The organism is Mesorhizobium waitakense (genome assembly GCF_056431085.1).
Window position 1 is genome coordinate 14006 of record NZ_JBWKME010000004.1, and the last position, 16800, is coordinate 30805.

At 58.1% G+C, this 16800-nt stretch carries 12 protein-coding genes and 3 pseudogenes; 5 read left to right on the top strand and 10 right to left on the bottom strand.

The genetic code is table 11. The features are described from left to right. Positions 1–3: 3 nt before the first annotated feature. The 3 genes and pseudogenes from AC07FD_RS00250 to AC07FD_RS00260 form a co-directional block, all read right to left on the bottom strand. Positions 4–538 (bottom strand): annotated as a pseudogene (locus tag AC07FD_RS00250) (carbonic anhydrase family protein); the annotation flags it as partial. 486 nt (positions 539–1024) lie between these two features. Further along, positions 1025–2056: a LacI family DNA-binding transcriptional regulator gene (locus AC07FD_RS00255; protein WP_095084249.1), complete on the bottom strand. Its 1032-nt coding sequence runs from the start codon at positions 2054–2056 to the stop codon at positions 1025–1027. Positions 2057–2302: 246 nt separating this feature from the next. Beyond that, on the bottom strand, positions 2303–3670 hold the full coding sequence (locus tag AC07FD_RS00260) for a dicarboxylate/amino acid:cation symporter (RefSeq protein ID WP_245331020.1): 1368 nt from the start codon (positions 3668–3670) through the stop codon (positions 2303–2305). Between the two features lie 1091 nt (positions 3671–4761). Between AC07FD_RS00260 and AC07FD_RS00265 the strand changes: the two are divergent. The 3 genes and pseudogenes from AC07FD_RS00265 to hemN form a co-directional block, all read left to right on the top strand. After that, positions 4762–5168 (top strand): annotated as a pseudogene (locus tag AC07FD_RS00265) (histidinol-phosphate aminotransferase); the annotation flags it as partial. A gap of 16 nt (positions 5169–5184) precedes the next feature. Further along, positions 5185–5518: pseudogene (locus tag AC07FD_RS00270) on the top strand (LLM class flavin-dependent oxidoreductase); the annotation flags it as partial. A gap of 179 nt (positions 5519–5697) precedes the next feature. Then, entirely contained in the window at positions 5698–7032 is a 1335-nt protein-coding gene (gene hemN / locus AC07FD_RS00275; RefSeq protein ID WP_095082102.1) for an oxygen-independent coproporphyrinogen III oxidase, read from the top strand. Positions 7033–7102: 70 nt separating this feature from the next. Here the strand turns inward: hemN and AC07FD_RS00280 are convergent, their stop codons facing one another. The 7 genes from AC07FD_RS00280 to AC07FD_RS00310 all read right to left on the bottom strand — a co-directional run bounded on the left by AC07FD_RS00280 (position 7103) and on the right by AC07FD_RS00310 (position 12915). Beyond that, the gene (locus AC07FD_RS00280; protein WP_378921994.1) at positions 7103–7234 is read right to left on the bottom strand and encodes a hypothetical protein; all 132 of its coding nucleotides are present in this window, start codon (positions 7232–7234) and stop codon (positions 7103–7105) included. 236 nt (positions 7235–7470) lie between these two features. After that, positions 7471–8217 carry a sulfotransferase domain-containing protein gene (locus AC07FD_RS00285; RefSeq protein ID WP_095082100.1) on the bottom strand — a complete coding sequence of 249 codons (747 nt, stop codon included), beginning with the start codon at positions 8215–8217 and terminating at the stop codon, positions 7471–7473. A 286-nt stretch (positions 8218–8503) separates the two neighbouring features. After that, complete coding sequence (locus tag AC07FD_RS00290) at positions 8504–9292, bottom strand: ABC transporter permease (RefSeq protein ID WP_095084248.1); 789 nt, start codon at positions 9290–9292, stop codon at positions 8504–8506. Between the two features lie 3 nt (positions 9293–9295). Then, complete coding sequence (nodI, locus tag AC07FD_RS00295; protein WP_095082098.1) at positions 9296–10210, bottom strand: nodulation factor ABC transporter ATP-binding protein NodI; 915 nt, start codon at positions 10208–10210, stop codon at positions 9296–9298. A gap of 92 nt (positions 10211–10302) precedes the next feature. Continuing rightward, positions 10303–11658 (bottom strand): chitooligosaccharide synthase NodC, encoded by a 1356-nt coding sequence (nodC, locus tag AC07FD_RS00300; protein WP_095082096.1) that lies wholly within the window; start codon positions 11656–11658, stop codon positions 10303–10305. Between the two features lie 13 nt (positions 11659–11671). After that, the gene (gene nodB / locus AC07FD_RS00305) at positions 11672–12328 is read right to left on the bottom strand and encodes a chitooligosaccharide deacetylase NodB (protein WP_095082094.1); all 657 of its coding nucleotides are present in this window, start codon (positions 12326–12328) and stop codon (positions 11672–11674) included. Next, positions 12325–12915 carry a NodA family N-acyltransferase gene (locus tag AC07FD_RS00310; RefSeq protein ID WP_095084247.1) on the bottom strand — a complete coding sequence of 197 codons (591 nt, stop codon included), beginning with the start codon at positions 12913–12915 and terminating at the stop codon, positions 12325–12327. Before AC07FD_RS00310 ends, nodB begins: the two co-directional genes overlap by 4 nt. A gap of 252 nt (positions 12916–13167) precedes the next feature. Between AC07FD_RS00310 and AC07FD_RS00315 the strand changes: the two genes are divergently transcribed. Next, entirely contained in the window at positions 13168–14085 is a 918-nt protein-coding gene (locus AC07FD_RS00315; RefSeq protein WP_095082092.1) for a LysR family transcriptional regulator, read from the top strand. A 716-nt stretch (positions 14086–14801) separates the two neighbouring features. Then, the gene (gene nifA / locus AC07FD_RS00320; RefSeq protein WP_095084246.1) at positions 14802–16577 is read left to right on the top strand and encodes a nif-specific transcriptional activator NifA; all 1776 of its coding nucleotides are present in this window, start codon (positions 14802–14804) and stop codon (positions 16575–16577) included. Positions 16578–16800: the final 223 nt, after the last annotated feature.

Here is a 16800-nt window from a genome sequence, read left to right on the forward strand (position 1 = left end):
GTAGAGGCCCAGGATAAAGCGCCGATTGGGTGAATGGATCGGCCGCGCATTCGACGGGTAGAGTGAGGTAAATCGCTTGATATCTGCAGCGCCGACCTGGACCGGTTCCATCGCCACCATCCACTCGACGTTTTCGGTGCAGGGCGTCGTCGTCAATGATCCCTCATAGGTCCAGTAGCCAAGCGAGGCCGGCAGAAGCCCGTTGGGATCGACCTCGTCGACCGCCATCTCCTCGCCTAGCCGCATGGGAAAAGCTTCGGCAAGGCCGGCAAAGCCGGCATTTGTCGCGCCTCACCATCTTGCCGCCGCCCTTGTGCCAACCAATAGAGATGTGCGGAATATCCGCCTTGACCGCGCTGTTGATATCGATCGGTGATTGCTGCGTGCCCGCCGAGCAGACGAAATTTTTCATATCCAGATCGGCCCAGTACTCGGGTCCGACCGGGCCAGCATATCCCCAATGGGTGCTCGCCGCATCCGCGGCCTGAGCGCAAATCGGGCATGCGCCGAACCCTTTGATCAGACTACGACGGTCCATATGCTTTCGCTCCTTGGTGCGAACTGGTGTTTTTCTAATTGAGGCTGCGAGGTTGCGAGTTTGACACATGCATCAGCGACCCAGAACTGGGCTATCGTGATTGTCGTGAGCGCTGGCGACGATAAGTTTGTCCCGGACCTTTTTACAATGATCCATTAAGGCGTTCACCTCGGCGATCACGCGATCCGGCGTGATATCGAACTTGCAACGGACTTTACGCAGCGGCACACTTTGTCCAGACCACATCCGCGAGATTTCGAGAATCTGCTGTGTGAAAAATGCGCCGCCATGTGATCGGGTGCAGGGCAGGGCGATGCCTGGCGCATGGCTCGGCCTTCCTTTCCATAACGCGCGGCCGCCGTTGTCGGCTGTCTGGGCTTGTGCCGCGCCCCAACCGCCCGTTGGTTCACGAGACCGCAATGAGGATAGTCAATCGACCTTTCTTTCATTTGTGAAAGGAAGCTCAGATGATAGAATTCCATCAGGTCATATATTTTCCCGCAGATAGATGTCGAACGGCAGAAATGTCTGCCCCGGTGTCTCCGCGGTGCCGGTCTCGATGGCCCGGACTACCAATGTCATCAGCTCCTGGCAAAGCCGGCTAAGTGGCGTGGCGACCGCCATCGTGATGATGTTATCTGCGAGCGCCGCCCGTGACTCCGGCGTGATTTCATTCACGATCGCCACGAGATCCTGACCTTGGCCCTCTTCACGAAGCGCGGAGATGGCGCCCTCCATGCCCCCGCCGGCCAGATAGAAGCCGGCGAGTTCAGGTTCCCTCTGCATGAGATCCAGCGTTGCTTCGTAGGTGATCTGCCGTTTCTCGAGGTTCATGAACGTATCGAGCACCTCGAATGTCGGCGCGTTCTCACGGAAATAGGAGCGAAAGCCAACATCGCGGAGCTCGTGCCCCTGGAAACGATGGCTGCCGACAAACACCGCCACCTTACCGGGCCGTTTTGCGACCCGGGAAAACATCCAAGCGGCCGTCCGCCCCACCTTACGGTTGTTGAGGCCGATATAGCCCTGGCGCACGCCGGTGGCGAAATCGGAAAGCAGTGAGAAAACCGGAATGCCTTTTGCCTTGAGCTCCTCGACCGCAGCCGTAATCTTCGGGTGGTCCGGCGCCACCATGGCGATGGCGTGGCAGCGTGCGCCCAAATCCTTGAGGAGCGCGACCAGGTCGCCCGGCACATGTGACGGCGCGAATTCGATGAGCGGAATACCATGGAAGGACTGGGCCGTGCTGACCGAGGCTTCGAGCTCGCGCGCGAGGTCTTGGTAGAATTTCTGGGCGGGTTTTCTCAAGATGAAGCCCAGCCGATAGTGCGGCAAGTCCCGCTGCAGGCGTTGCTTGATGAGACCGGCAGCATGATAGCCGATGGCGCGGGCGGCCTCGTGGACCCGCCGCGCGGTTTCCTCTCGCACGGGATGGCGGGCGTTCAGCACCCGATCGACTGTTGCGACGCTGACCCCGGCTTCGCGGGCAAGATCGGCAATTGTGGGACGCTTGGCCATGTTCCAATTCTGATTTGTTTTATGCCGTTGGCTCTCTATCGACCAGCGCGCCTCGGCCACGATCACGGGCGGCAAAAATGAAGGCGTGCGCATGCTCCGTGATCGACAAACAGGACTGCAAGCGTAGCCGGGCGCCTATCAACATACGATTCGTTTGCTTGTGGCACTCATAATTTTGCGCTCACCGCATTAGCGCTCTGATTCCATGAGCTCGCGAAGCGCCGTTTGGAGCCTGCGGTTCGATGTTTATTTCTTGTGACGAGTGCGACGACCTAACAGGTCGATGGGCGTTTGATCGGTTGGCCGGTTTAATGTCTCGACAATCTGGTGACCGCGGAAGGCGGCTTGCAACTGCACTTGGTCCAATTCGCCTTCCCAGCGGGCCACGACGAGCGATGCCACTGCGTTACCGACGAAATTCGTGAGCGCCCGGCATTCGGACATGAAGCGGTCGACGCCAAGGATCAGAGCCATGCCGGCAACGGGAACACTCGGTACTACGGAGAGCGTAGCGGCTAGCGTGATGAAGCCCGCGCCGGTGACACCTGCAGCACCCTTCGAGGAGAGCATCGCGACGAGCAGCAGGAGGACCTGATCGCCGATCGAGAGATCCGTATTCGTCGCCTGCGCGATGAAAAGGGCCGCAAGCGTCATGTAGATGTTGGTGCCGTCCAGATTGAAGGAATATCCGGCCGGGATGACCAGACCAACCACGGAGCGCTTGGCGCCAGCCTTTTCCATCTTTTCAATGAGCGAGGGCAGCGCGGCCTCCGAGGAGGATGTTCCCAGGACAAGCAGCAGCTCTTCCTTGATGTAGCGGATGAGAGAAAAGATCGAAAAGCCGTTGTAACGGCAGACCGCGCCGAGAACCCCGAACACGAAGAGGAAGGCGGTGAAATAGAACGTCCCGACCAGCATCGCCAGGTTCACGACCGAACCGACGCCATATTTGCCGACCGTGAAGGCCATGGCGCCGAAAGCGCCGATCGGCGCAGCCTTCATCAGAATGCCGACCAGCTTGAAGACGGGCGCGATCAGCGCCTGGAAAAAGCAAGTGACCGGCGTGGCCGTCTCTCCGGCCATCGCCAGAGCAATGCCGAACAGAACCGAGAAGAACAGGACCTGCAGGATGTCGCCGTCCGTGAAGGCACCGACGATCGTTGACGGGATGATATTCATCAGGAAGTCGGTCACGGACTGCTCGTGGGCTTTTGCGGTATAGGTATTCACGGCCTGGACATCGAGCGAGGCCGGATCGATGTTGAGGCCGGCGCCAGGCTGAACGACATTGGCGACGATAAGGCCGACGATCAATGCGAGCGTCGAAAAGGTGAGGAAATAGACCATCGCCTTGCCGACAACGCGGCCGACCTGCTGGAGATCGTTCATGCCGGCGATGCCGGTCGCAATTGTCAGGAAGATGACAGGGGCGATGATCATCTTGACGAGCTTGATGAAGGCATCGCCGAGCGGCTTCAGGCTCTCGCCGAGTTCCGGATAGAAATGGCCAATTGCGACGCCGAGGATGATGGCAGCAAGCACCTGCGCGTAAAGCCTGGCATAGAAGGGTTTGCGGGGCGCGGGACTCGCGCTGGGGACTTGTGGGGCTGACACTGTTTCTCTCCCTGACCGGATTGGGGCGGGCTGTTCATGCCCTTCACAGGCTTCTCCCATCGCGGCGCCGGTCGAACGCTGCTGCCATCTCGCCGCAAGTGCCGTGCCAAATGGAAGACCTGTGTCACAACGTCCTCTCCCGAGCTTTTGTCACGCCGCGCAAGCGGCCTTGTGCGGATAATCGCACTGTCTGCCTTCACCCCTAGCGGAATCTCGCACGAAGATTCGCCAACGGTCGGTCTGAAGAATGCATAAGATTGATAAGGGCGCGCCTTCAAGCAGGTCTTTTTGTTCCCTGGCAGATCGGCCGTCGGTCGACCTCTTGGGCTTGCGGTTTTGCTCGCCCCTCGCTTTTGTCGTCTTTGCGACGAGCCGCATCGTTGGCACCAGCAAAGGGCGTATTCCTTACGCGACCGTGTCCTTGCCGCGCTCGCGCTGCAATCGACACTTTGAAATAGGACGTCGAGAAGCAGAGACCGCTGGTTCCCGACCCGCGATGGTGCGGTTCAAAAGAGGCTTCGCAGTCGTCGCGCTCCCAAGGACGCCGCGCTCGACGACTTCGTGCCGTCGCACGCGAAACCGCCTGCTGTATCTTCTCCGTCATCAATGACGAGGGGAATGGCGGTTGCCGCAAGCAACGCCAGTGAGCCCACCAGTCTCGTCGGCAGCGATAACCTGTTCCGCCATTACTTCAATAGGCGTATGCGCTCGGCCGTCAGCGCGTGCCGGGGACCGCGGAGGCGCTGGGCAGACCTTCCTTCCATGACGCGCGGCCGTCGTTCTTGGCTGTCTGGCTTCTGCCGCCCAACAACCACCCGTTGATTTAGGAGACCGGAATGAGGGAGGAGAGCCAATCGAACTCTCTTTCATTTGTGAAAGGAAACCAGCCGTCTATGATAGCATTCCATCAGAAATTTCCCGGCAGATGGAATTGGAACGGCAATGTCTGCGACGTGATACGTCAGGCCGTTTCTCGCGCTTGACCGTGACCAGGGCCCGATCGGCCGCGACGTACAGTCCATCCGATCGAGGACAGCCCGACCGACCTCACGGCGGTCGGGCCCTGACCAAGGTGTTAAGGCGATGCAAAACTGCAAAGTGTTCTTCCGTCCCTTTTGCAAGTGACGAGACAATTAGAAGCTCTGCCGTCCAACGGACCAGCACCGGATTTAGGTTGCGTCAAACTAAAACACAAATGAGAACCCATTTCCATTGCCGGCACGCATAATGGAAAGTGCGGTTGCAGCCATCGAACGCCAATAACTGTATCCAGAAGACGGCAACATCAGCTTGAGGGAGGCGGCCTCCAATGCCTACGGCGTCTCCAAGGATCAGGTGATCGCAGGTAACGGATCGTCTGAACTCCTCGGGCTCATTTATAGAGCTTTCCTTGCCCCCGGGCGATAGGGTGGCGAGGATGTCGCCAGTTTTTTCGTTCAACTGCAAACTTGACATGATGCAAGGTGCTCAATTTCTCGAAATTGGATCGAGCGAAGCTAAAGCGCCATTTCTTGTTACTCCGAATGGTCGTCATTGGGCGTTCTGAAGCAGATGCGTATTCGCTCGCCGCACCTGCTTACGAATGATGGCTCAGGAGTTTTAGATTCGTTCACGACCTTAATGCCATCGCGACTCCGCCAAACTTGCCGCTGACCTTCGATGCAGCAATCGGGAGTGAATTGTGCGTAGTAGGATCGGCCGTCTATGCGAAAGACTCTGCTTGATCAGTTGGAAGAGGCAGGTTCCAACTAGCTTCTTTGTCAACGGGCATTTGGGAATCTGCCGCTAGATGCTTCCCTATACACCGCAATGACGATTCAATCCGAAATTACGACACGAGTTGGCTGACCATGAATTCGCTGTCCGATTGGTCGCTCCCGGTATTAGCTTCTACCTGGGTTGCGCGAGCTTGCAGGTTGCCGAAACGCCGGTTTCGCGGCGAAAGCGGAACGGATTTGACTTAGCGCAAAGACACAGGAGAGCCGCAGCGGTAAGAATGACAGTTATCGGCATAGGACGGTAAACCGTTGCGGACCTCGATCCTGACAAAATATCACAAGGCCCGCCTGCCTTGGTACACCATCTATCCGACTGTGCCGGAGTTCTCCGAGGCGGTCGGTGCCGAGTCATACAAGGAATGGCTGAGGGACCTGCCGGCCGAGGAATCGGTGTCACTCTATCTCCACATTCCGTTCTGCCGATCGTTGTGCTGGTATTGCGGCTTCCCTACCACCATCACCCGGCAGGATGCCCCGATCATCAAGTATCTCGCGGTGCTGCGTGACGAGATCCGGTTGGTCTTGGAGCAAGTGCCGCAACCGCTGCCCGTGAGCGACGTGCATTTCGGCGGTGGAACGCCGACCCTCATTGGGCCAGCGGAGTTCTTGGCCATGATGGAACTCCTGGGCCGCGGTTTCGCGTTGAGGAAAACGGCTATGGTCGCCGTCGAGATCGACCCACGAACGTTCACGGCCGAGATGGCCGAAGCCTTAGGAGCAGCCGGCGTGAACCGGGCGAGCCTCGGCGTGCAGACCTTCGACCCCATTGTTCAAAAAGAGATCAACCGGGTCCAGAGTGAGGCGCAAACGGCCGCTGCCGTCGAAATGCTGCGTCGACATGGAGTAAGCCGCATCAATTTCGACCTCATCTTGGGCCTCCCGCATCAGACGGTGCGGTCCTGCATCGAAACCGCGACGGCGGCGATCGCCATGCGCCCCAGCCGGCTTGCGGTGTTCGGCTACGCGCACATTCCGTCCCTTATAAAGAATCAGCGCCTGATCGACGAGGCAGCGCTGCCGGACAGCGCTGCTCGCGCCGAACATGCTGCGGCCGTAGCCGAGACGCTGGTTGCCGCAGGCTACCGAGAGATCGGGCTCGATCATTTCGCCTTGCCGGACGACGAACTCGCGCTGGCACAAAAAACCGGTCGCCTGCGGCGTAACTCGCTGGGCTATTCGGCCGACACCTGCAAAACCCTGATCGGGTTCGGCGCGTCGGCTATCGGCCGTGTCGGCGAGGGGTACGTCCAGAACGAGGTTACACGGGATTCCTACACCAGGCACATCGCAGCTGGGCATCTGGCGACGTCAAAGGGCTACCGCCTCACCGACGAAGACCGCGTGCGAGCCGCAATCATCGAGCGGCTGATGAGCGATCTCGAGGCCGATGTGCCGGCAATCTGCGCCGCCCATAGATCTGATCCGAGCCGCTTTCTCGATTCAGCTGAACGCTTGGCGATGCTGGCCGAGGACGGGATAGTGGACATCGAAAAGGGTTTCATCCGCGTGCGGCAGGAGCATCGCTTTGTGATTCGCGCTGTTGCTGCCGCATTCGATGTCTTTCTCGACCGGGTTGCCCCGTAAGCCCAGCCAGGCAGCGTGAGGGAGGCCAAAGGGATGACCGCTCGCCGCTAAACGGCAATGCTCCGGTAAATCACAACAAAGCCTTGGGCAACATGGCGACGCCGGTCCTGGTGGAGTGACCGAATTCGGCGTCAAGATCAGGACGAAAGCCTTGCTTCGCGACAAAACCGTCGCGCTCGGCATCCATCTGGATACGCGACATCGGGAACGCCCACGCCTTTACCCGTCACATCGATGCCGGCGTCGTCTTGGTCAACTGTTTCGACCGCGCTGACATGGACCTCGAGGTGACTACAAGCAGACTGGGACCGGGCCGACAAATGCCTTGAAGCGCTGACACAATAGAGCGGAGCGCCTCTTCCCGCAAAAGGAATGCTACGTCAACAAGCATGCAATGTGACGCTGGGAGTAAGCGCGCCAGTGGCTGCGAGGAGCCAGTCAGGCGGCACCGAGCTCAAAGAATTTCGCATAAGGACCATGTGCGAAGTGTGCCCGCAACTCATCAAAATTCCATACCGTTTCGTGCAACGGGCGCGTTTCTTGGCGCTCAAGGACGCCGCTACCAGGGAGCTGAAGCGCTGGAACGCCAAGGAAATCCAAGACAGTTGCCACGCAAGCGCCGGGATCGCGAAGAAGCCACTCATACTCGATTCCGAGCATGTTAGTTAACCCGAAGGCGCTCACGACCCGAGCGTGGAAATCATCGGCAGCTTTGAAGTAGGCCTCACAGGCGGCGAGTGACAATGTCACGGGTGACGGTGGAGCGGTATTCTTGTCCGAACTGAACTTAAGCCACTGGCGAGTTTGTCTTGCCTGCACTAGCGATCTCAGCGATTCCAATGTGTTTCTGCGAATTAAAAGGATGACCTTGAGGCCCTCCCAACGGGCCAGTTGTCCAAAAAAGCCCGGACGCTCGTAAAACTGAGGTTCGTTGATCTTGCAGCCAACATGCGTCACCTTCTTGTCGCTTCTCGTCGGGTAGTGCAAGAAGGCCTGCTCCAGGAGTTCGCGATCGCTGCGTAGCAGGCGATCCTTATCGGGCCAATTCGTATCATATGTATTGAGCAACTCACCGTTGCTTAACACATTCGGATGCTCGTTTAGCAATTCTTCCAGGTAGTGCGTGCCACTCCTCGGCATCGCCAGGATTGCAAATGGCTCAGGAGAAGTGCGGAGATGGGTCATTGAGTGCGTTTCCGATTAACATTTGCGAAGGATCCAGCAAAGAATCCTGGCACCGCCGGCTCTTCAAACTGGGGGGTGGCTTTGCTCCGTAGCGCTCAGCACCTGCTCCGATTCCATCCGGACCTTCTATAACAGGTGACATCTTCGCTGGTGGTGTTGTGCGTCAGTTGCGCCGGCGCCTCGGCCTTCGATATCCGCTCGCGCCACTTCTTCCAATCCGAGCACGCTTACCTCCAGGCTGTAGCGATGCTGCACCCGTGTCTCCTTCTTTAAGTCGCAAGCAGTATCAACGCAGCAGACGTCGGCGAAGCAATGCAGACGACAAGAAGAATGCTACTACTGCGTAAATGCAAAGAGCGCCGATATGCACGCCGACATCAACAACCGGGCGACCGAGCATTGCCGGACGAATGAGGTCGATCGAATGTGCCAGCGGCAAGAAGCGTGTTACCTGCTGAAAGGCGCCAGGCAGTTGGTTGATTGGGAAGACAGCGCCGGACAGGAACAGCATGGGCGTGATCACGAGCGTCTGGTAAAACACGAAATAGTCGTAGCTCGGCGCAAGGGCGGTGACGACCATCGCCAAACTCGCAAAGGTTAGGCCAGTGAGGGCGATGACCGGCAGCGTATAGAGCACGGACGGCCAAGCCGCATAGCCCAGCATGGCGGCAATAATTGTAATTGCCGTACCGGCCAGGAAGGCCCTGGTGGCTGCCCACGCCAACTCACCGAGAATGATGTCGCCGAGGGTGAGCTGGGTGTACAAGATCGCTTCCCAAATGCGCCGGTCGCGCATGCGAGCGAAAGCCGCGTAAATTGTTTCGAAGGTCGAAGCGGTCATCGCGCTTGCCGCGATCATCCCGGCTGCCAGGAAAGCACTGTACGAGGTACCTTCAACGCGACCGACCATTATTCCGAGGCCAGAGCCTAGTCCGAAAAAGTAGATCATCGGATCGGCTAGGTTGCCGAGAATTGACGCAAATGCCACCTTCTTCCATGCCAGATAATTGCGGCGCCACACGGCAAGCCAATTCCACGCGTTGGCGGGTAGAGCCGCCGCAAAACCTTCGTCCATCATTCACTTCTCCATCTCGCGCCCGGTCAGCCGCAAGAAAACGTCCTCCAGATTAGGGGGACGCTGCAGAAGCCGCAGACCAGCGCGCTCGCGTAGCTGCACCCGCACCTGTTCCGGATCGGGCGCATAGCAATAGAGTGTTTCGCCGCTCATCTCGATGTGCTGAACGTAAGGCCTGATCAGCGAACTCAACTCCCGCGGATTGCCACCGAAGATCTCGATCACATGGCACCCGATATGCTTATCGATCAGGGCGTGAGGGCTGCCCTCGGCGATATTGCGTCCATGCTCGAGTACGCACAACCGATCGCAAAGCCGCTCAGCCTCCTCCATGAAGTGGGTCGTTAAAATAATCGTCTTGCCGCGCGCCAGCAGGATACGCAGGCGCTCCCAGATCAGGTGGCGCGCGTGCGGGTCCAAGCCGGTGGTCGGCTCATCCAATACGAGCAGCTGCGGGTCGTTGATCAACGCACGTGCCAGCGTTAGGCGCCGCTTCATACCGCCGGATAGCTCGGCCACACGTGCATTCGCCTTGCTCTCAAGGCGGGCAAACTCGAGGAGCGATGGGATCACCGCTTCAAGCTCGCGAGCGCTCTTGCCAAAATAGCGTCCGAAGACCAGCAGGTTCTCGCGCGCTGTAAACTCGAGATCAAGGTTGTCGAATTGAGGGACCACGCCGACGCGCATGCGGGCCCAGCGAGCGCGTGACGGCACAGGTTCACCAAGAACCGTGATCTTGCCCGCGTCTGGCGATATCATGCCGAGGACCATACGCGCGATCGTGCTTTTGCCCGCGCCATTCGGTCCCAGAAGGCCGAAGCACTCTCCCGGTGCAACGGTGAACGACAGCCCGTCGACAACGATTTTGTCGCCGTACGACTTCTTTACCCCGGTGAGTTCCATTGCAAATTTAGACATGCGCTTACGTCAGCCTTCGAAAAGCTATTCGGCCTGTGAGCTCCGCATGCTCGATGAGAAGCTCGGCTCGTCTGGGGTCAGAGCTTCTAGTCTTACTCGTCGCGGCAAATGCCGCCACACGTCGCCAGCCCCGCAGAGCATTGCGAAGGATCTTCCCTGTCAGTTGACCCAGTAATTGCGAGACGTGCTGTAGTCTTTGATACAGCAATCGTGATTTGCACGATGAATTGCCTGTTTCTCCTGTTTTGCACAGTGCCAATTTTGCGTGACAACCAATCACTATTGCTCAACGTACACAGCGCGTAGATTTTCACCGGAATTATCAGAAAGATTTGGATGAATGTGTGAAGAGCAAAGCCGAAAAATCGCAATTCACGTGCACGTAACGCTGCCACGCTGCAGCGAATCAATGTCATCGATGCGATCACCAGGACCGTCCACCACGGCATTTGGCCCGTGAGTGAGAGCTGCGCGATCCCTGTTAGTACTGAAACGGCGAGCAATAGCGGACCTAGATTCTGTCCGACCACGTCTAACGTGAGGTAGCCATTGAGGCTGGGCAGGAGGGGCAGCCCTAGCAGCGTGTCTCGAAAAGTGCTCCGCGCCCAGCGGAGTTGTTGGCGCAAATACGGCACCAGCCTGTCCGGAACGACTGTTGCGGCGATGGCGTCCGAAACGTATTCGGTTTGAAAGCCTGCTTTCAACATGAGGATCGTTAGATGACGATCCTCACCGAAGTCGCTCGGCTTCCCTCGAAACAGTTGCGTCTCGTACTGATCCAACAGGGAAACGAGCGCGGAGCGGCGGTACATAGCACATGGGCCGCAGCAACACATAACCGCACCGAAGCGAGCCTGTGCGGCGCGTTCCGTGTTGCAAGCCAGCCAATACTCCATATCGATCAATCGGGTCAACCAAGTGTCCATCCGGTTGCTGGCCGTCAACTGCCCCATGGCCGCCCCGATCACTGGATTTCGCATCTTTCGTGCAAGCTTGGTGATGACGTCGGATGCGATTGTCGTGTCCGAGTCGATGTTGAGCACCAAGTCTCCTGATGAGCGGCGTATCGCCGCAATCTGGGCCTTGCGCTTTCCGACATTTTTGGGAAGAAGAATGAAGTTGAATCTCGGGTCGCGCGCATAGGTATCGTGTACAGGTACGACGGCGTCGCAATTTGTAGAACCATCATCAACCACATAAACTTGCAGTTTTCCGGCGTATTGTTGGCTTGCGATGGAAGCTAGGCATGCCGAGAGCGTGCGCGGGTCCTCGTTGTAGCAGGGTACGATGACATCTACGCTCGGCCAAGGGTCGGGGCCGACCAGTTCGTCCGATGCTGACGAACCGTTTGTCCGCAGGGCATAAACCGCCTGCAAGCCTTCATATGCGGCCGAGAACAGCGCATAAAAAGACACGACGAAGGTACTGACTGGAGCTAGCAGGTCCATAGGATCTCATTGATCAGTGATGTTGTGGAAGGGAGCGAATTTCATATCCGCGGTCGTGTAACGCCGGAATCAAACGGGACAGCGCCGTTGTGGTCTGGTCACGCAGATAGGCGTAAGCGCCAAGAGTCAGCTCGTCGGGAGGGCACCCGTCGTGCAAGAGCACTATTGCGCCAGGACGGACTGAGGTGAGCACTGCATCGACGATTGCATCGACGCCGGGGCGAGACCAGTCTCGTGGGTCAACCGACCAATGAAGGGGGGTCAGCCCAGCGATCTCCGAGGCAGTGATCACCTCTTGGCTCCAGGCCCCGTATGGCGCGCGAAAGTAGCGCACCGAGGCCTGCGGGCACGCCATCATGATGGCCAGGTTCGCGTCAAATATCTCACGTTGTACTTCCTCGAATCCGCATCGGGACAGATCCGTATGGGTCATCGTGTGATTGCCTACCTCATGCCCCTCTGCGATCATTCGTTGGATCAGTTCCGGCTGCTCTGCGGCGTAGGCACCGATGACGAAGAAAGTCGCCGGCACCCGATGTTGCGCCAGCACGTCGAGGATCTGCGGTGTGAAAAGTAGGTTAGCACCGTCATCAAACGTCAAATAAACGCTGCGATCGCTAACGCGGTCGGCGAACTCAAACGGCACTTCGGACAGATAGTTGGGGTTCATAGCTCTGGCCCGTTCCTGTCAATTATTGCACCCGTCGGCCAATCGCTCATCGGCCGCGTAACCGGTAAGACCACAACGAGCACGTCCTCAAGGCGCGTCGGCGGGAGGTCGGGATATACCTCTGCTTGGGTCGACCGTACGCGAACGCCCGACACAATGGTCGCCAAGTCGTCTCTGAAGAATCTTACAATATGGTTTCGCAGCGCGTGCCGAACCGTGCCGAAAGCGAATGGAACGCCAAGCTCCTGCAGCACTGGATAGACGACTCGGAACGAAAGGCTGATTCCGAGTCCTTCAAGATCCGGACGCACCCCGTACAATCCGAGTTCGCCCACCAGTTGATCGACTTCGCCAACCTTAATGAAGCGGCGTAGTAAGCCCATATGAGCCGCTACACCGCCCGAGTCATAGCCGATTGCACGCAACTCGGGTCTTGCTCCGGCCCAACTCCGATTGCCTGCAAATGGCTTCGCATTGAAGGCCCCAGTCGGTCCATAAGTCTTTCGGAAGAAGTCGGCGAGTTCGATGTGGTCGGCCAGTTGCAACTCATTTTCCCAGCACAACCTCCATCGTAGCTGTGAGCGCATGGAAGCCTCATCTTGGTTACGGTTTCTCGAGCTAAGCGCCCACGCAATTAGCTTGTCGCGCCGAGCCGCCGCGACGTAGCTTGCGCAGATCACCGACAAATCTGGTCGCAATGGACATGCGACGCGCTTGATGTTCCGCCCACATCAGAAGGTTTAGGGCTTCCATCCTTGGATACCCTATGCAAGGTTCTGCAAAATCGGTACAATCGTTTGTTTAGATGAAGCGCATACACGCTTTGGATGGCTTAAGACATGCGTTTCAAGGGTCTTGATCTGAATCTGCTCGTGGTGCTTGACGCGCTGCTGACCGAACGCAAGCTCACGGAGGCGGCACGCCGCATCAACCTAAGTCAGCCGGCGATGAGTGCGGCCGTCGCCCGGCTGCGCGATTATTTCCATGATGACCTATTTATCCTGAGCGGCCGCGTACGTATTTTGACACCGCGTGCGCAAGCGCTCGCCCCCGCAGTCCGTGACGCACTCCTGCAAATCCAGCGCTCGATTATTTCCCAGGACCCGTTTATCCCAGCTCAATCCGATCGGCGCTTCAGGATCATTCTTTCCGATTTCATCACACTAGTATTTTTTGGGAAGGTCGTGGAGCGTGTTGCCCGGGAAGCACCCTCCGTCAGCTTCGAATTGCTGCATGTCGACGACGAGCCGGATGAGCTTCTCCGGCGCAGTGACATCGATTTTGTAATTCTTCCGGATTTGTACACGTCGAGCGCGCATTCAAGAGTGGCGTTGTTCGACGAGAGGCTCGTGTGCGTGGGCTGCCCTACGAACAAACAGCTACCACGGCAGGTTACACTCGAGAGATATTTGTCGATGAGGCACGTTGCGGTCAGGTTCGGGCGCGCGCTGAGGCCCTCTATCGACGAATGGTTTTTCCTTGAGCATGGTCTTAAGAGACGTGTCGAGGTCGCCGTGCAGGGCTTCAGCATGATTCCGCCCATGGTGTCAGGCACAGATCGTGTAGCGACCATGCCGTTACGGCTGGTTAAGCATTTCGAAAAAACGTTCCCCCTGAAGATCATTGAACTCCCGCTGCCGCTTCCCACATTCACCGAGACCGTCCAATGGCCCGCCTTTCACAACAGTGATCCGGCAAGCATCTGGATGCGGGAGATGATGGTGCAGCAGGCGTCCCGGATGGCTACTCCAACGTGAGATCACGGGAGGTCGCAGAGTTCCTGGGTCTACTGAGCGTCTCCCACCGACTCCCGGGTCATAGCCCATGTCGGATGAAACCGATGCTAGCGGCAAGTGCGCCCGCGAGGTCGTCTAGCGCCGAGTTTCCTCAGGAAGCCAATCATCTCCACCACGGTCGTCTCTGCCGTGGCCTGTCAGGCGCCAGGCCAAGGCCTTCCTTTAACCAGAGCCACTCCAGCGAGACCCGGGCCTTCGTTCCGAGTGCGTACGCCCCTTTTTCGAGTCCTGGAGCGGATGCCGTTACGGCGCAAAATGGGCAACTGCCAAGAATATCGTATTTTATCTGGGGAGAGACTCCTCAGCGTTGCGCCGGCGGCTTGACGTGCCGGAACTGCATAAGCAGCAAGATTTTGAGACCGACAAGAGAAATGTATTGACCTGATAGAATTCTATCAGAGCGCCGAGTATCCTTTCACAAATGAAAGGATAGCTCGATTGACTATCCTCCCTCGATCCGGTCACTTCGTCAACGTGCGGTTGCGCCTGACAGAAGCCGAGATGGCGGCCCCGCCTTAAGAGGAAAACCAAGACATGCGTCAGGCAATGCCCCGCTTGGCGGGCAATCGGATGGTGGCGCCCCAACTTCATGTCAGGGCCATTTTCGCGCTTGTCCGAAACGTCGCAGCTGCACCCTGCAACGGGCATTGTTTTCAAAGCGCGAGATCGAGGACGACATGCATCACAACATCGGCAAACCCGAACAAAGGGCCAGGAAGACGCCGTCGTGCGACAAGGACGCGCAAGGGGCTAACGCAAAGCCCGAGAAGAACGACGTGATCCCTGGTGTGCAGCCGTACGAAAGCGCGTTTACCGGGATCTCCGAAATATCGAAAGTACTCGCCGCTCCCTCCCGACTCGAAGTGGCTTTGGCCAAAACTCTCAAGCTGCTGCGCTCGTTTGTGCGGATGCAACACGGCATCATCTCTTCGTTCAACGGTGACGGCGTACTGGACATTGCCGTAAGCACCGAGTGGGACGAGAGCAGCGATGAGCGCTACCGCAGGCGCCTGCCGCGCAAGGCAATCGATCAGATTATGACGACCGATACGCCGCTCGTCGCCGAGAACATAGCGCTGCATTTGGCCTTCAGTGCCGCCGATATTGAAATGCTCGGGGCCTCAGACACCGTAGCAGTGTCGTTCATCGGCGTTCCCATTCGCGTGGATGCGAACGTCGTGGGCACCCTGACCATCGACCGCGCCCTGGACAATGGGCCAAGGTATCCGCCCGATTGTGATGTCCAGCTGCTCACCGTTGTCGCCACCCTGGTGGGACAGACCATTAAGTTGCATCGTTTGTCCCCCGGCGACCGCGCGCGACCGATGGCGGAGGGGGAACGGTTGCAAAAGCAGCCTGCGCGGGAGCGTAAGAAGGTTTACGTCAAGGGGATGATTGGCGACAGTCCAGCGCTAAACGCGCTGCTTGAGAAGATAGCGGTGGTTGCCAAGGCAAAGAGCACGGTTCTGATACGAGGCGAATCCGGTACCGGGAAGGAATTGGTTGCCAGGGCCCTTCACGAGTTGTCGCCGCGCGCCAAGCGACCCTTCGTCAAACTTAATTGCGCGGCATTGCCTGAAACAGTCCTGGAATCCGAATTGTTCGGCCATGAAAAGGGTGCCTTCACCAGCGCGTTCAATTCGCGCAAGGGACGGTTTGAGCTCGCTGACAAGGGAACGTTGTTCCTCGACGAAATCGGCGAGATCTCGGGGTCGTTTCAGGCAAAGCTCCTGCGCGTTCTCCAGGAGGAGGAGTTTGAGCGCGTCGGCAGCAACCAGACCGTTAAGGTCGATGTTCGCGTGATTGCCGCCACGAACAAGAACCTGGAAGAGGCGGTTGCAAGGAACGAGTTCCGCCGCGACCTCTACTATCGCATCAACGTGGTTCACCTGCAGGTGCCGGCGTTACGGGAAAGGCGCAGTGATATTCCGCTCCTCGCGGCTGAGTTTCTCAAGAATTTTAGTGATGAGAACGGCCGTACGCTGACCTTCGATCCGAGTGCGATTGAGGTACTGAAGAACTGTGAATTTCCCGGCAACATCCGTGAGCTCCAAAATTGCGTGCACCGGGCAGCGGTCTTGGCGGCGGGCCCATCTATCTTCAGAAAGGACCTTGCCTGCTGCGACGGTCAGTGCTTTGCCGCGGCGCTGTGGAAGGCCTCGCTGCAAGCTGGGCCGATCGTCCCGGTGCCAGTGAAGTCGAGCACGCCGCCGGCCGACGCCACCGGTTCGGCCGCCCTTGGGGTCCCGCCTCCCATAGGCGAGCTTGCGCCGTTAGCGCCTGCCGGCCCAGCCTACTTAAATGGCGCGAGGGTGACTGATGCCGATCGTGTCATTGCGGCTATGGAAAAATGTGGCTGGGTCCAGGCAAAGGCGGCGCGCCTGCTTGGGCTGACGCCGCGCCAGATTGGGTACGTGCTGAGGAAATATGGCATCGAGATCAAGCGTCTGTGAAAGGACTTTTAAGCGAAATCGACAAATCAAGCGTTGGTGGTTTGGGGAAGCCCGAGCCGCTCCATCGCGTGCATTTGAAAAGGTCTGCATGCTGAACCAATTGAGGGGTGCGCGTCATGATCGAGGGCGCCGCCACGGCACACCCGCATCCTTCAGGTCCTGCATAATCCGAGATATGCCGGCGCCTTCGTCTACGGTCGAACGCGTGGACGGCCCCGGGCCG

Coding starts and splice junctions, on each gene's coding strand:
- AC07FD_RS00290 (WP_095084248.1), bottom strand. CDS start 9,292: ATGGACGAAGGTTTTGCGGCGGCTCTACCCGCCAACGCGTGGAATTGG.
- nodC (WP_095082096.1), bottom strand. CDS start 11,658: ATGGACCTGCTAGCTCCAGTCAGTACCTTCGTCGTGTCTTTTTATGCG.
- AC07FD_RS00255 (WP_095084249.1), bottom strand. CDS start 2,056: ATGGCCAAGCGTCCCACAATTGCCGATCTTGCCCGCGAAGCCGGGGTC.
- AC07FD_RS00310 (WP_095084247.1), bottom strand. CDS start 12,915: ATGCGCTCACAGCTACGATGGAGGTTGTGCTGGGAAAATGAGTTGCAA.
- AC07FD_RS00285 (WP_095082100.1), bottom strand. CDS start 8,217: ATGACCCATCTCCGCACTTCTCCTGAGCCATTTGCAATCCTGGCGATG.
- AC07FD_RS00315 (WP_095082092.1), top strand. CDS start 13,168: ATGCGTTTCAAGGGTCTTGATCTGAATCTGCTCGTGGTGCTTGACGCG.
- nifA (WP_095084246.1), top strand. CDS start 14,802: ATGCATCACAACATCGGCAAACCCGAACAAAGGGCCAGGAAGACGCCG.
- nodI (WP_095082098.1), bottom strand. CDS start 10,210: ATGTCTAAATTTGCAATGGAACTCACCGGGGTAAAGAAGTCGTACGGC.
- nodB (WP_095082094.1), bottom strand. CDS start 12,328: ATGAACCCCAACTATCTGTCCGAAGTGCCGTTTGAGTTCGCCGACCGC.
- AC07FD_RS00280 (WP_378921994.1), bottom strand. CDS start 7,234: ATGTCGCGTATCCAGATGGATGCCGAGCGCGACGGTTTTGTCGCGAAG.